Raw genomic sequence first — 16,569 nt, 5'->3', positions numbered from 1 at the left:
TAATTATTTTATAAGATAAAACTCTCCATTCCCTCATCCTTCAAACCAATTTCTAAGGCATCACCACTCTCATCAGAAGCATAATATTCTTCTAACAGAACTAGGATCTTGCCATCCAAATATTCCTCAACCTTGCCTTGAAGCTTGCCTGAATAGTGAACTTGGATAGTATAGGGTTGGAGGCGTTTTAGTAGGCGCTTTAGATGCTTGAAGTCATAATCGTCAATGGCTTGCCGCATTTGGTCCAGCAAGTCGCGGTTATGATAAGGAACGATCACTGAAATGGTTTCTTGATCAATAAGATTAAATTTTTTAGCGACCGTATTAAAAGCCTGAGCAATCATATATTTATCCGATTCTTTACTTTTCTTGCGCACATAATCATTCCAACCTAATAAGTCGATGACGTTTTGATTTTTCAGCGGCCACTTCATCTCGAGAGTATAATCCATATCTTCAGGTGGATTTTTATACAAGTTCTGGTAATAAGAGGCTACCAAGGTCTCTAAGGAAAAACTCTGCCCCAGTTGGTTAATCCCCTCTTGGCGTAGAACCTTTCCAGCAGCTTCCTGACTAGCTTTAATTTCTTTTAAGTAAGTTAAATCTTCTTCAACGTAATCAATTAGTTTAAACAGTCCCTTATCCAAATAACCATTACGATTGCAGCGTCCAGCCGCTTGAACTAGGGAATCGATACCTGCCAGGGAACGATAAACAACATTAAAATCCAAGTCTACCCCTGCTTCGATCAGTTGGGTACTGACCACAATGATGGGTTGATCGTGATTCACTTCCATCTGCCCTTTAATTTTTTCGATTTGATTTAAGCGGTGCTTGGCGCACATATTAGTGGTTAAATAATAGAGTGAATCAGCATCAAAATACTCTTCCAGGGCTTGGACCAAAGTATTAACCGCGGATTTGGTATTTAAAACAAGAAGGATGCTTTGAAATTCTTCAGCATCTTCTTTTATAAGGGCTACTAATTTATCAGTTGAAAGCCTCTGCTTACTAGTTTGATCAATATAATTAAGAGCTTCAATCCGTTCAAATGATTCCTCCGCTTCAGGATGCAAGGAAACCAAGTTAGGTGATGAATCTTGAAACTGTATAGGATAATCTAAAGACTTGTCCGCTAGGAGTGGCTGGGTCGCAGTACATAAGATCACCGTTGTACCCATTACCTCAGTTAGAAAATTCATCATTAAATTAAAGGGATAAAGGACCTTAATGGGTAAGCTTTGAACTTCGTCTAAAATAATGACTGAGTGGGCTAATTGGTGAAAACGTCGGATTTGACTGGCTTTACCCTTGAACATGGTCTGAAAGAATTGAACCATAGTCGTTAATACAAAAGGTGCCTGCCAGGAATCAATGAGGTATTGTTGTTGACGGTATTTCTGACTCTGCTGGTCTTCCTGCCCGTCCTCTTCCACGATATTAGAATGGTGTTCAAGAATAGCATCCTCTATCCCACTTAAAACGCTTTCAATTTCATGTGCGTTCTGCTCAAGAACAGATAAGAAGGAGGTCACATAATAAACATGGTCTTTTTTCATAGTCTTGGCTCGGTTAACCGCATAACGAAGGACTGCTTGGGTCTTGCCCGATCCAGTTGGTAAAGATAATTGTAAGGCTGAATCAGTTGGATCACTAGCACGATCCTTAAGCTGATTAGAAAAGTTCGTCCGCCAATAATTTATAGCTGATTTTCCTGCAAATTGTCCATAATAGTTGGCTTGGTCTTCCACACAATCAAGAGCTTGGTTAAAAATAGCCAACCTCTCCTGCCTATCCCAGCGATGTTCAGGAAGTTCTAATTGGTCCCAGTTGGCTGAATCATAGATATCCCCCTCTTTAAGGATGGATAAGATAAGACGAACTAGACAATGGAGATAGAAATGCAAAGCATTCACCGCATAGGTCTGATTACTATCCTCTTTAATCATCGCTAGGGCCATTTTTTTGAAACGATCCCAAAGCATTTGAAACTCAGCTACGCCCTTTTGGTAGATCTCTTCCAGGGAATAACCATATTTATCTCGAATCAATTCGCTTAATTTTTCACAGTAAGGCAAGATCTGGCTGTCAAAACGATAGTCTCCATTTTCATCATAGTTAAAACGTTTTTCCATATTAATGGTAGACGGATTCTCAAGATCTATAGCGTCAAATAGACCATGGTGGGCATAAATCACGTATTGGAGGACTTGACTATAAATATATCCAGTTTGATTTTTGGGCATCACTTTTTTATTTAAATAATCGACTACCCTGCCCCCAGCAGAAGAGTGGTTAACTCTAACTTTCTTGCCATTCTGGATATAATCTTGAAAGTTTTGATCGGCCTTTCCCACATCATGAAGAACTCCCGCTAGAAAAGCTGTCCAGCCTAAGTTCACTTTATCTCCGGCTTCATAGCAATAGTCGGCCACATTGACCAGGTGGTCAGTTAACTCTTGGACTGCTCCATCTTTATTTTTATGAGCGATTAGCAAAACATCACCTCTACTTTTAATAAAAACTACATAGAATTTATTTTTTATTTACAATTTTATGGTATAATAAAATTGTCAGTAGAGCAATAACCAATTTACTGTGGATTGAAATTATGTGGTTTTTATTATTGATTAAACAAAACAGGCTGGACTTTTTTCGGAGTCCAGCCTGTTGCTGTTTATGTTATTAAATACTCTAGATTACTGAAAATCAGAATTATTCGATTATTATAAAATCTTTAGACTTTATAACATTATTAATGAGACCTTCTTTTTGAAACCTTAAAGGATAACAGTCCAGTTAACATTGTCGTTAGACCAATCGCTAAAGGCAGCTTACTATCTATCGTTCCGGTCTCTGGCAATTTACTTGCTACTTGTTGAGGGTAGTATCATTCTGTAAACCATTATAATTTAAGCTTAAAGTGAATATGAATTGAAATTTTATATCAGCATAGTCAAGTTAACTTCTTGATTTAAAGCAAATATAAAGCCTATTTTATGTTTTATATCAATTTGTTACTTTTTACACCACTTGTCTTTTTAGATATTTTCATTTATGTTGATAAATTTTTATACCTTTTTTGTACAGGTATGTTTTATAGTCAGTAAGTGCTCTTTTATTTTGGTTAATAAGTTTAGAATGACATTAGTTCACTTTAATAACGTATTCGTCAATTTAGTATATATTTCATATATCGGCAGCTCTTTCAATTCGTGTACATAATCTTGCTCGATAGTTTCTAAATACTTATCAGCTAGTACTTTTTTATCTAACAATACTGCAGCTCCAAACTTATATTTTGAATCTAACAAATTATTACTTAATATCTGAACTAATTGTTGATAGTCTTCACTATTTAACTTTTTTTGTCTGTATTTAATTTGTAGTATATTTAATAGCATAGAATATTCATTATCTTCGGTTTCAATTTCCTCATATAGCCATTTTGCAAATTCTAAACACACTTCAAGTGTTCTGTCTTTAACATCCTCATCTTTTAATTGATCAGAATATCCAATAGCCTTTAATAACACATATTCTATACCCTCAATAGGTTGAATTTTATGATACCTTTTACTGATATAAAATATTTTCTTTAAGTCAATATTTGCCAAATTAGTCATAATTTTAAGATTAATTTTACAAAAGTCTATAATTCGCTGCCAATCATCTTCTTTTGATTGTAATTCATCGATATCAAAAAAGTCATAAAAAATATAGCCTTCTGATGTCAGTACAGCATAAAATATCAAATCTATTGATCCACAATCTAAAATATACATGCCTCTTTTTTGAATTTTTTTCATTTGTAACGGAATTTTATTAATAACACTATCCGATACCAATAGTAAATTATACTGCTGTATACCAGAAAGCTTTTCTAAATCAAATTCTAGATTCAAATTTAATTTGTTCCATAATTTTATAACGTTACTTAATTTACTATACTCATCATCTACTTGTGATAAAAGATTTGAGTCATTAGTTTGATAACTAAAATTAATAGAATCTCCAAAAATTTCGAAAGTATTATACTTTATAAATAAACTAAAAAATTTATAATCTTTCTCAACATCCGAAAGAACTTTCGTCATTTTAAAATTTAAATTTGCTTCATTATTGTCTACTACTTTAAATTTGTACGATTTACCAAAATGAATAATAACCTCATGAACATCGGTTCGCTCTCGTATAACTGAATTATAAAAAGTTATCCCATTCACTTTTACTTCCGTGTCCAATTCTTCATATACAGTCAGATTTTTTATTTCTTCTACCGACGGAATCGGTATTGGATTAGAGGAGTATTGAGTATATAATCTCAACTCCTTTCTCTCAATTTTGTCAAATACGTCTAAAAGGCTCTTCCCTGAAAATTCAAACGTTACTTCTCCACCGTTTTGGATACTTGTTTCAAAAATCTGACTCTGGTTTTCGATATTTAAGGAAGAATAACTCATCTCTTTTGGTTTAGCTTTCAAAAAATCTTTAAAAATCGCTAATACCGCTGCATTATCTAGTGGTAATAAGTTTAGTTTTGTACTAATAGTTTTCTGAGCTTCTTTGCCATATAAGAGTCTTTTAATATCTGTTGGTAATAACTGTTTATAGAAAACAGTTTTTATTTCGTTTTCTATGGCGACGACTATATAAATAACACCTCCATCATCTAGATAATTTTTCAAATCAACCACTTGAATAGGATATGTTTTATTATTCATATCGAATGATGTACTTCCTTTTATTTGTACCGGAACTCTTCCCAGAATTGATTCTTTACTTCCAGAAACATCTTTATAAACATAAATATTACCATCCCAACTCGGCTCTTTATCATTAGTTGATAAATATTTCCCAAGGTAAGGATTTTCTAGAACTATCGTTTCAACATAATGAACCGCAATTTCTTCTATTCTTTTACTGTTCAAAATTTAGCCACCTCCTTTAGATTATTTAATGTTATAGCTGAGAATTATACTTAAAATCTCATCAGCTCGAAATACCTTGTCACTATTCGAAATCATTCAATTGTTAACTCGACTATTTCTAAAAGTGTCTAGTACTACCAATTCAGGTGGTTACTACCCTTTTTTTAATATCTCACGCCTATATATATATTTAAATAATAACTATCCCATATCCGTTAAGAATATCTTTTGTACTTTTACATGTGTCAGATATCAAAATATACTTTACCTAAATATATTTTTCAAAAATATCCTACTAATTCACTCTACTCAATCATATAGGATATGAACAATTTATATCTTTTATTTTCAACCATTTGATTGAAGAAAGTAATTATTACTGCTTAAACTTACAATGAAACACCTTAGATCAAATAGTAATTCGCAGTAACATAATTAAGACATATTCCCAACGTTCGTATGCATAGTTTTTTCAGGTCTAATTACCACTTTCATTACCTTTATGTATATAATATTATCAGAAACTATTTTTCTAAAATTAATGTCTTAAGTGATACCATACTCTTTACATATTAGCTAGAAAGATTAGGGAATTGCTTTATACACTCCAGTAAAAGTCTTTTTATAAAAAGCTTAACTACTTTATAATCTGTGGAATATTATCATTTCTTATGAAGAAAAGAGAAAACCTCTTTATAAAATATATACTTAACATTACTATCTCTCAAGACAATTAAATCATTCACTTACATAATCCCTTGTAAAAGTCGTTGTTTTATTATTAGAAACTTTTTATAGTGGCTATCTCAGTATGTTCATTGACTATTTGTTATATTATCCAGTATTCTATTTCATGTCGTTGATTGTTTTAAAAATCAAATCATAACTTTTTAAATCATTAAGCATCAATCGTCGGTTAACCTGATTTTTCTTTATTAAAATTCAGCATATATAATGAGAGTATTAATTTGATCGTCCAAAAATTATGTATCTATTTTTACTACTTTTGAATCGATGTTTTCATATTAATTAAACAATCAGCTAAAATACAATTTTCTTAGAGTTGATGCATTAGACAAATTCCTACCTACCCCTTAGATTTGATATTAGTATAAATCATAAATTAATAGAGCGCTTCTACTAAATTATTGATATTAGAAAAATTACTTATCTCTAATGGAATTGTAACTGTATCCTTTTAAACATACCTATTGTCATTTATGAATATGGCTACTTGTTATTATTTCTCCATCTGGATTAATATCAATTCTAACAAAAAGGTGGTAATACTACTTAAACCGTAAGCTAATCAATTTACTTTGCTCTATTTTTCCACTATAAATATGCAATTCATATTTAACATCTTCTGCTCCATGAACCTTTATTTATCAAAGAGTTGAGAGATAATTTCATATTTTTTGAAAAGAATTTATACTTTTAGCATATTTAAAATTTTTAATTAATTTTTGGGCTTCATAATCATTTAAATTATTAAAATCCATATTCCCTTTTCTTCTAACATTATTAGCTATTCTTATAACATAGTTTACTTTAAACTAAAAATTCGCGTATTTTTGATACAAAGTCAATAAATAGTTTATAATTAAGTCCTCAGAGACTCCTAATTCAAGTAATACAAAATATTTCTCTATAATTATTAATTTTTTATAAATTGGATAAATTTCATCATATCCTTTTAAACGTTTTGGGTAATCATCTAATGTATCTCCGTGAGTCCAATAATTACGCGTTTCTTTTAAACTAAATGCCATTTTATTCCTAGAACCAGATAAAGATTTACCTTCCATTTTTAAAATTATCTCAGCTAATTCCTGTGGAAGTCTCTTAAACAAAGTAACCAATTTATATCGTAAAGAAACCTCACCTTTATAATTAACCTTATCTTTAAAAGAATCTTTATATTCATTATTTTTTATATTTTTATCAATAAAGGTAAGTATTTCTGTTTTTATATCATTATATTCTTGTAAATCCTCTTGTTCTTCTCTAAAAAAGTTTCTATAAAATACTTCTAAATTTCTAATTTTATTTAGTAACCTACTTTCAAGTAAAGTTGGTATCCCCTTATCAGTAACTTCGCTTTCTATTATAAATATTAATTGGTCCCTCTTTTTAAACCAATTAGTTATTATATCATTGAAATTATGAATTATTTTTGAACTTTCCCTTTTAATGAACAATGGTAAACTTTTCGTTCCTTTATTCTGTAAACAAAAATATTTACCAATAACTTGAGGTTTCTTATTTAAGAAATTTAATAGACTTTCCTCATTGATTTGTTCTTTTTCGAACTGGAACATGTCTTCAAATTTTATAGTAAACTGAATATCATTAAAATTTAAATTTCTTCCCGCTATATAGCTATAGATATTTTTTATGTCTTTGGCATACTTCATATATTCTGAAAACTTCATATTATTCTTTTCAAACGATAAGATAAAATTGAAATTTTCACTCCAATGATAATCATGTTTTTTATAATTTAGAGATGCTAATACTTTCTCCTTAATATTTAATTTAATATTTTCAATGTAACTTTCATTCACAATTTTATTAAAATCGTCAACTATTAACATTTCTTTATCTTCATTTTCATTTTCTTCATAATTAAACTTAAATAAAGTTTCGTTATGAAGGTCATTGAGGCACTCAAAATTAAATTTTAAATCAGCTATTAAGGGGTCGTCCTGGGTTAAATTAAACTGATTAAGAATTTTTTCTGTAATTTTCTCATCATCAATTAATGGAATAGAGGTTGACTCCAAAATATAAAAGGAATTGACTATTACTCTATCTCTACTAAATCCAGCAGAAGGTGTTCTATTATGATTTACAAAACAATCATTTAACACTAACAATCTTCCGCTATCACTAAAACCGTACATAGTAAATATTTCACTTGAAGAATCGACTGTACTTGATAAAACTATATAAATTTGGTCTTTAGTATAAAATAAGTCACCAAAAATATTTTCATTTATATTGTATGGATCTAAAAAGAAAAGAGCTGAAATTTTAAATTCTCTATCTAAAGTAAAATCCTTTAAAGGCATAAAATTATTCCCTCCAATAAAATTTATATTTATTACATAATTTTCTTTCGAAAGGGCTTATCTAATCAAAAAGCCCACCTGTGTAAAAATTACAGCTAAAGTCCTTTCATATCCTAATTATACTAAATCTTTCTACCTAATCATAGAACTTATGTTTGATTCCCCCTCACAAAAAAACACCTCTCTCCCTGTAAGTGCTCCTTTCAAATGCTTCAGGCTTTCATATCAATATCCACTCTAATCTATTTTTACATTCTCCTATACATAAGATTTAGTGATTCAGCTTTCTCCTATCTCCACATCAATCTGCATGACTCTTAAAAGCCATTTACTCTGCGTTTTAGACTATAATTGTTCACCAAATATCATGTCCCTAACCAAAAGTTTTAAATTCAAATATAGCTTTACTTGTTGGCTAGCAAATATTTACGAAAATGTCACAGCTATTTTTAGATCACGATGCCATTGATGTTATTTTGTCACAACCTACAATTTCATATTTCTTATCATTACTTTGTCTTTACTTGCGATTTACCTTTCTAAAAATTATAATTAAAGTTTACATATTGAGTCAATGTAGCTCCAATAGCATCGTTGTAATTGAAACCCAGTAGTTGCATTGTTTGTAGCGTATTAAACTGTATCATTTCAACTAAATCTTCTAATCATTGTTGGTATATTTCGGTGCTTATTCTAAACAATTTAATTAAGCTATCTGTCGGAAAAAATCAAAAAGCGAAATACTTAAATAACAAAAAATCTTGATAAATTTAGCCTACAGAGCACTTAAAACTCTTCGCTAACTTATCAAGGTTTTTAAGTTCTAATTTCTTATTTGATGCTTATCTATCAAAATAACATTATTTATAAAGAATACCAGTTCAACACATTTCACAAAAAAACTCCCACCTTACACAGCAAGAGTTCTTCTTCAATATCACTAACGCTACAAACCATCTAATTCTCATGATAAATATCCCGGGTATAGACCTTATCATTCACATCTTCTAAGTCCTTATCCCAGCGGTTGGCGATAATAACATCTGCGTCAGCTTTAAATTGATCGAGGTCACGGTAGATTTCACAGTTATAAAAAGTATCTTCCTTAGCGACAGGTTCATAGATAATCACAGGCACGCCCTCAGCCATGATGCGCTTCATGACACCTTGAATAGCAGATTGACGGAAGTTATCCGAAGCTTCCTTCATGGTCAAGCGATAGATTCCCACCACTTGCGGTTGACGCTTAAGGACTTGCTTAGCGATATGATCCTTACGCGTCCGGTTGGCTTGAACAATTGCACTAATGATATTTTGCGGCACATCTTCATAGTTGGCCAACAACTGCTTGGTGTCCTTAGGTAGGCAGTAGCCCCCATAGCCAAAGGAAGGATTGTTATAGTGAGAGCCAATCCGTGGATCTAAGCCGATCCCATCGATAATTTCTGCTGCATTCAACCCCTTGATCTCCGCATAGGAATCTAACTCATTGAAGAAAGACACCCGCATAGCTAAGTAGGAATTCGCAAATAATTTGATCGCTTCGGCTTCTGTGGAATGAGTTAATAATACCGGAATATCTTCATCTAAAGCCCCTTCTACTAATAAATCCGCAAATTGCCGTCCCGCTTCCCCATGAGATCCCACAACTATCCGACTGGGGTGTAAGTTATCATACAGAGCCCGTCCTTCACGCAAGAATTCCGGCGAAAAAATGATCCGATCAGTTTGATATTTCTTGCGAATGGATTCTGTATACCCCACCGGAATAGTGGATTTAATAACAATTGTTGTTTCAGAACCACTAGCTAAAATATCCTCAATCACTGATTCAACCGCAGAGGTGTCAAAATGATTGGTCTCATCATCGTAATTAGTTGGCGTTGAAATAATGGAAAAGTCCGCTTGACGATAAGCTTCTTGGTGATCAGTTGTCGCTCTTAAGTCTAAGTCTGCATTAGCTAAATAATCAATAATTTCCTTGTCATCGATCGGTGACTTCCCTGCATTAATGAGGTCCACCTTGTCTTGAACAATATCAATAGCTGTAACTTGATGATGCTGTGCCAACAAAATTGCATTGGACAATCCCACGTATCCTGTACCAGTGACTGTAATTTTCATAGTGATCCTTTCATATACATTAATTCTTTAAAATATAACTGCTATGTATTTTTATTACTTTCATAATTTAGTTCAACTGAGAATTTAACTAAATAAATAATTGACTACTTTAACTCAGTCTACGTTTTAGAAAACTAGAAAAGAAATCTATCATTTGATCTCTGTTAAAAATAAACTGTATAGCTGTTGTTAACATAAGAAATATAATCCCCTCAAATACAGCTAAGCGAAGCCAAGCAAACATATTTTCCGGATATACTTTTATAAGTAAGCCAACAGATAACATGACTATAAAGGAAATTATATCAACTGCTATTTGTTTTAAAAATATTTTTATATTTCTATTCAAAATATTTTTCGACAAATAGAAAATAAAATAAATAGTTCGATAAGCTACAGCAATTAGAGTTCCTGCTGCAACACCAATCAGCCCAAATCGCTTCACTAATAATATTGAAAGAACAACATTAAGTAAGGCTTCCATGATTGCACTATTCTGTGTTTGTTTAAAATGACCCGCAGATAATACTACTGCCGTATATGGAATTCTAATACAGAAAATAAGCTTTGCTATGATTAATGTAACGGCAAAATAAGGTGAATAATAATTCGCATCATCTATCCCAGAAGTATATATTCTAACAAAGGGTAAAATTAAGCTAGCAGTAAGAGCAAAAAGTAATGTAGATATAGTATGCATTTGCCATTCAATTTTAGAAAAATGTTTATTTAATTCTTCAATTTTATTCTGAGCGATCATGTGTCCAAAAAACGCTTGAAGCCCGCCAGCTAAAGAAGAAATTAAAAGGTGTATTCCACTAATTACTAAATTGTAAATTGAATATATAGATACATTTTTTAATGTAGAAAAAATTGTCAGAACAATAATATCTGTACTCTCTAGTACTACATAAGCAACATGTTGAGCGACCCCATTCCATTTCTGAGGTATGGTATTTTTATCGAAAGGGTCTTTGTATTTTATTGAATAATTATTTTTAACATAAAAATGTAAGTAAATAGGACGTAATAAAAATACACACCCAGAGATGAATTTTACAATTACAATACTACAATTTAGATAAATCAAAATTACAGAAATTATCGTATTTAATATAACCGTTATAATACTACCTAAATATTGAATATAGTATTTTTGATCAGCATTCAATATAATCTGATCAACTATCCCAAAATAAAATTGAGAAAATAGGCTTATTGACATTGCTAATATCAGAAACCTAGTTGATGTATCAGATAAGGCATGCGTAGTTAAATTTGGAAAAATAATACATAGAATAACCACATAAATTAATAATAGACATGCCAAAGTTTTAAAAAAACGAGTAGCAGCGCTAGCAATTTGGTTAATTTTTTTCTTTTCTCCTGTAACTAATGGTTTATATAAACTTGACTGTATAACCGCTCCAACGCCTAACTCCAGAAAATTTATAATTGATAGAAATTGGGCAATTGATGCTTGTAATCCATTAATTTCAGATCCATATACTTCTAAATAGAATTTAGGTAATACTAATCCGGAAATAATTAATACTACCTGATTAATCAACGAAAATACTGAATTTAAGCGTAGTTTCTTTATATTATCCAACTAATTTTCTCCAACTTTCACTAGATTTCTTTTTATAAGCACCTCAAATTTATAAATTTCAATAATTAAAGCTATAATAATCGAAATTTAATTATCTATTTTAAATTTTTCTCCTAATTTCATATCAGCCATATATGAAATATCTTTATCATAGCCAGCACTAGAGTATAGGGTTAGTTCTCCTACATAAATCTTATTATCAACTGAGTACATATCTACTCTAACCTCTCTAATATTCTTAGATAATTTTTCGGCCATTTTCCACATTTTTTGAATATTTTTTGGTAGTTCAATGGACACATTATTAATCATTGCAGAAATAGATTGGAGATTATATGGCAGCATATTTCCCTTTTTATCGAAATAATAGTAATTTGCTGATCCATTTTTACGTTCTGAACAAACTAATAAACAAACAGCTTCACCATTGAAGCAATAAAATTTATAATCCAACAACTCGATTTTTTCTCCAAAGTTATTTAAAGCAATATTTTTCTCTGCAATAATTCTGGGTTGGACATCTTTATATGCCCACTCTCTATTATGAAAGAATAAATTTTGCTTAAGATGGTTTGATAATCCTTTTTTTATTCGTTCAAGTTCTTGATCTGTTAATTGATTTTTATCATTAATGATATAAACCCCTTGCCAGTCATGAGTTGTTTTTAAAACAAATGTATTTGGTAATTGATCAAAATTAATTTCTGAAACATTATTCCAAACTGCATAATTTGGAACACAGAATTCTTCCCCAATTATCTTTGAAACATAATTTTTTACCTCATATTTATCAACTAGCTTATTATATAGCGGATTATGATCATATACTTTCATCCATTGTACTTTTTCATTAAATGTCTTTGGATTAGATAAGTTTAATTTATATCCCATATGTAATAAAAACTGAAGACTAACAAAATATTTGTCGGAGAGCCAATTAAAGAAACCTTTCCAAGTAAGAATTAATAACCCTAATTTTAAATATTTAAAGTGAATGTAATTTTTTCCTAACATATTTTAATTTTTCCTTTACTGAATATTAATTTTAAGATTAAACATCTTTTATTTTTTATAACAATTAATCATATTGTATGGACACAATTGTCAGTTATAAAAATCCAAAAATAATTAGTAATCTGCTGAAAAAATTAAATATATGCATTATAATTACTATTCCACAAACCAATTTCTAAAAAAATTCTTATATCAATCTTGAATAATTAGTATTTGCAATTAGGTAGGATTAAACTTTGCAAATATACCAATAAATCACTTCATATATAGAAAGTTAGAAAATAAGCACTAGTCAATTAATTTATTTACAATATTAGCTACGATAATTACTTTCTAATTATCCTTATCAAAAGATAGATCCCAAAGATCTCCTAACATTAAATTAGCTTCATCAGGATGTATAATTTCAAATCCTGCCCCATTTGTAAAGGTCATCTCGCCAAAATATATTTTTCCATCAACGTTATACAAATCTACTCTGACATGAGAAAATCCTTCACATAAGATTTCAGCCAGCTCAACCATTAGTTCAAAGTTTTTGGGTTTAGGAACACTTCCTTCAAAATTAGAATAATTGTATTGATTCCAATCTTGTAACTCCCAATCTAAATTATAAATATTTCGTTTATGTTCATCGTATCGATCAAAATCCACCCAACAATAGTAGACTTTGCCACCAAAGCATAAAAACTTATAATCATTAAGTTGCCCTGAAGAGTCTTCAATATATTCTTCAGCGATTATTTTAGGCTGAATATCTTTATAGTGTAGTTCTAATGATTCAGTGTACCCAAAGTTTCGTTGCAAGGCATTATTAAATATTACTTTTTGAAGTTTCCAATCAATTTGGGACTTATCTTTTACTATTAAATTAACACCTGATGAATGATTAACTTTCAAAACAAATTGATCAGGAAGGTTTTCTAAATTAATTTCTTCAAAGCTATCCCACACACCCAGTAAGGGTATGAGATAGCTTTCGCCAATCTTATCTGCTATCCATTGCCTAACTAAATATTTATCACTAAGTTTTGTCTTTAATTGAGAACCATCATATAATTTAGCCCATTGCATCTTTTCCGTGTATCGTTCTCAATTAGTCCAATCCAGGTCTTGATTTGTTCTATTTTTATAAACAAACTTCAAATTATCTTCCATTTGTTTATTTGTAAATTGGCTTCTCTTTATTTCTTTTTTTATTTCCAAATTATTCTTATGAGTAATATATTTAGCGTATAAAGGAGTTAAATTTTTCAGTTTTGATTTAAGCATACTTACTCCTTCCATTAATCAATCATTATAAAATATATCTATATAGATAACTACTTACTTCTTAATATTAGGCGTACATCTTTTTATAAGCTATACTGAACAGACTGATATATAGAGATAATTCAATTTTACAATTTTTCCTCAATGATTTTAACTATTCTTTGAGATGCTTTACCATCTCCATAAGGATTTTTAGCATTTTTCATATTCTGATAATATTCTTTATCATTAATTAATCTATCAAAATAATAGAATATGTTATCTTCTTCCACTCCCACCAATTTAAGAGTGCCTGCCTCAACACCTTCAGGCCGCTCTGTAGTATCTCTCATAACCAGTACTGGGATATCTAAACTTGGAGCTTCTTCTTGGATACCACCACTATCAGTTAATATCAAATAAGAATTAGCCATAAAGTTATGAAAATCAAAAACATCTAAAGGGTCAATTAATTTAATCCTTTGATGATTTAAGAAATACTTATTAGCTAATTCTCTTACTCGAGGATTAAAATGAATTGGAAAAATAATTTTTATATCTGAATTCTTATCTAATACTCGGCGAATTGCTCTAAACATATGCTTCATCGGATTACCTTGATTTTCTCGTCTATGGGCCGTTAGCAATACCAATTTACTATCTTTCGCCCATTCTAAATATTGATTAGTGTAATCGTCAGTTACTGTTGTCTTCAAAGCATCGATGACAGTGTTTCCCGTAATAAAAATAGATTTAGAATCAAAATTTTCTTTTAAAAGATTTTGTTTGGCCAGCTCTGTTGGGACAAAATTAAATTTAGATACTAAACTCACTGCTCTTCTATTAAATTCTTCCGGAAAAGGTGAAAGAATATCTCCGGTCCGTAGTCCTGCTTCTACATGACCAATTGGAATTTGAAGATAAAAACAAGCTAAAGCTGTAACAAAAGTTGTAGAGGTATCTCCATGAACAAGCACCAAGTCAGGCTTTTCCTCTACTAATACTTTCCTTATTCTTTGTAGAATATTAACTGTAATATCGAATAAATCTTGGTTTTTCTTCATAATTTTTAAGTTGTAATCAGGGGTAACTTTAAATTTTTCTAGAACTTGAGTTAACATTTCATTATGTTGCCCTGTCACGCAAACAACTGTTTGAAGTTTTGTGGATTTCTTTAATTCTTTTACCAGGGGGCACATCTTGATTGCTTCAGGTCTAGTCCCAAATACAGTTAATATTTTTTTCATTGATGATTTACCTCCTATATTTCCAGAAATGTTTTATAGTAGAACCTAGATAGACAAAGAGCAATTTTAATTCTTGACCTTACTATCAAATTATATATAATCTGCTCAAATCGACCATTAAAGGAATTTCTATCTAAATTTTTAAGGCCTCTATATTCATGACGAGAATTCAGCATATCCAAAATATTTTCCGTTTTTTCTTCTATGGTCCAAGAACAAGTGGATGTCGATAAGTTCAAAATTTGAGTAAATAATGCATACCAATATTCTCTTAAAATCAATTTATCTTTATTAGGAATATTTTGTATTTCTACAAATTTTTTAAAAGCATCAGCAATATTTATCTCGTACATGTGTTTATTTGGATTAAATGTCTTAACTGCTGATCCCTCACGAGTTGCATCATAGTTATATATAATATCAGTACTTATATATATTTTTGTGATATATTTATAAGCTGTAAAATTAAATAATGCATCCTGCCCAACACATTGGTCCGAAAAATTTACATTATTCCTAAACAAAAAATCTCGAGAATAAACCTTATTCCAAAGTGATTTAATACTTACACTTTCAATGATTTTAAATGACGAACCTATTGCATCTTCCGTCAACAATTTATTATTATCATAACGATGAGTAATTGTAATATTTTTCCCGGCCTTATTTTTAGCGATTTCGTTATAACCACAGAATATAATATCAGGCTTTTCCTTATTTTTTTCAATTATAGCGTTGATTGCAGTCAAAGAATTTTCTACGGTAAAGTCATCAGGATCAACAAATACAATATAATCTCCCTTTGCGTTTTCCAAAGCTTTTGCTCTAGCTACACCAGATCCTTGGTTTTTTTGATTAATAAGTTTAATCCTATTATCATTATTAGCAAACTCTTCACAAATTTTCTTGGAACTATCTTTCGATCCATCATTGACAATGATTAATTCCCAATCTTTATAGCTCTGGTTTAAAATACTATTGATTGAGCGCTCTAAATAATTTTCAACATTATACACAGGCATTATAATACTGAATTGCATTCTTTATCTCCATTCAATTATCCTTAAATGATTAACGTAATTTCAGTTGAATTATATGTTATAAAAACAACAACTTAAGATCAAAACTTTTCTATGAGTCTTTTAATCAAGCGCTATTTTTCTAATGATTTTCTTTTGAATTTATCGTGCAGATAATGACCAATAATTTTATTTCAAGTTTCATGCTAAGTAATCCGTCTCAACCATCCATATCTATTTTTTCTTAATATTATGTATAGTGTTGAACATGAATATGTACTTTTTCATATACTTTTT

The 16,569-nt window shown here is 30.4% G+C and carries 9 protein-coding genes and 1 pseudogene; all 10 read right to left on the bottom strand.

Translation table 11 applies throughout. From position 1 onward, the window contains the following. Positions 1-8: 8 nt before the first annotated feature. Positions 9-2,498: a CRISPR-associated helicase Cas3' gene (gene cas3, locus JFU01_RS00330; RefSeq protein ID WP_195855390.1), complete on the bottom strand. Its 2,490-nt coding sequence runs from the start codon at positions 2,496-2,498 to the stop codon at positions 9-11. A gap of 257 nt (positions 2,499-2,755) precedes the next feature. Further along, positions 2,756-2,872, bottom strand: a pseudogene (locus JFU01_RS08980) (LPXTG cell wall anchor domain-containing protein); the annotation flags it as partial. 280 nt (positions 2,873-3,152) lie between these two features. Further along, on the bottom strand, positions 3,153-4,931 hold the full coding sequence (locus JFU01_RS00320; protein ID WP_195855388.1) for a hypothetical protein: 1,779 nt from the start codon (positions 4,929-4,931) through the stop codon (positions 3,153-3,155). Positions 4,932-6,487: 1,556 nt separating this feature from the next. Beyond that, positions 6,488-8,005, bottom strand: a complete 1,518-nt coding sequence (locus JFU01_RS00315) for a HEPN domain-containing protein (RefSeq protein ID WP_195855387.1) — start codon at positions 8,003-8,005, stop codon at positions 6,488-6,490. Positions 8,006-8,962: 957 nt separating this feature from the next. Next, entirely contained in the window at positions 8,963-10,129 is a 1,167-nt protein-coding gene (locus JFU01_RS00310; RefSeq protein WP_195855386.1) for a nucleotide sugar dehydrogenase, read from the bottom strand. A gap of 109 nt (positions 10,130-10,238) precedes the next feature. Next, a complete protein-coding gene (locus JFU01_RS00305; protein WP_195855385.1) occupies positions 10,239-11,741 on the bottom strand; it encodes a lipopolysaccharide biosynthesis protein in 1,503 nt (500 codons plus the stop codon). 87 nt (positions 11,742-11,828) lie between these two features. After that, positions 11,829-12,755, bottom strand: coding sequence for an ATP-grasp fold amidoligase family protein (locus tag JFU01_RS00300; protein WP_195855384.1), 927 nt, complete (start codon positions 12,753-12,755; stop codon positions 11,829-11,831). 333 nt (positions 12,756-13,088) lie between these two features. Beyond that, positions 13,089-13,829: an ATP-grasp fold amidoligase family protein gene (locus JFU01_RS00295; protein ID WP_198434167.1), complete on the bottom strand. Its 741-nt coding sequence runs from the start codon at positions 13,827-13,829 to the stop codon at positions 13,089-13,091. Between the two features lie 326 nt (positions 13,830-14,155). Then, a complete protein-coding gene (gene wecB, locus JFU01_RS00290) occupies positions 14,156-15,253 on the bottom strand; it encodes a non-hydrolyzing UDP-N-acetylglucosamine 2-epimerase (protein WP_195855383.1) in 1,098 nt (365 codons plus the stop codon). Positions 15,254-15,267: 14 nt separating this feature from the next. Continuing rightward, on the bottom strand, positions 15,268-16,293 hold the full coding sequence (locus JFU01_RS00285) for a glycosyltransferase family 2 protein (protein ID WP_195855382.1): 1,026 nt from the start codon (positions 16,291-16,293) through the stop codon (positions 15,268-15,270). Positions 16,294-16,569: the final 276 nt, after the last annotated feature.

Source organism: Aerococcus sp. Group 2, from assembly GCF_905125285.1.
Classification (GTDB): domain Bacteria; phylum Bacillota; class Bacilli; order Lactobacillales; family Aerococcaceae; genus Aerococcus; species Aerococcus urinae_E.
The sequence above is the reverse complement of the archived record's forward strand: the minus strand, read 5'-3'. Positions and strand labels throughout refer to the sequence as shown.

Coding starts and splice junctions, on each gene's coding strand:
- JFU01_RS00310 (WP_195855386.1), bottom strand. CDS start 10,129: ATGAAAATTACAGTCACTGGTACAGGATACGTGGGATTGTCCAATGCA.
- JFU01_RS00315 (WP_195855387.1), bottom strand. CDS start 8,005: ATGCCTTTAAAGGATTTTACTTTAGATAGAGAATTTAAAATTTCAGCT.
- wecB (WP_195855383.1), bottom strand. CDS start 15,253: ATGAAAAAAATATTAACTGTATTTGGGACTAGACCTGAAGCAATCAAG.
- JFU01_RS00285 (WP_195855382.1), bottom strand. CDS start 16,293: ATGCAATTCAGTATTATAATGCCTGTGTATAATGTTGAAAATTATTTA.
- JFU01_RS00295 (WP_198434167.1), bottom strand. CDS start 13,829: ATGCAATGGGCTAAATTATATGATGGTTCTCAATTAAAGACAAAACTT.
- JFU01_RS00300 (WP_195855384.1), bottom strand. CDS start 12,755: ATGTTAGGAAAAAATTACATTCACTTTAAATATTTAAAATTAGGGTTA.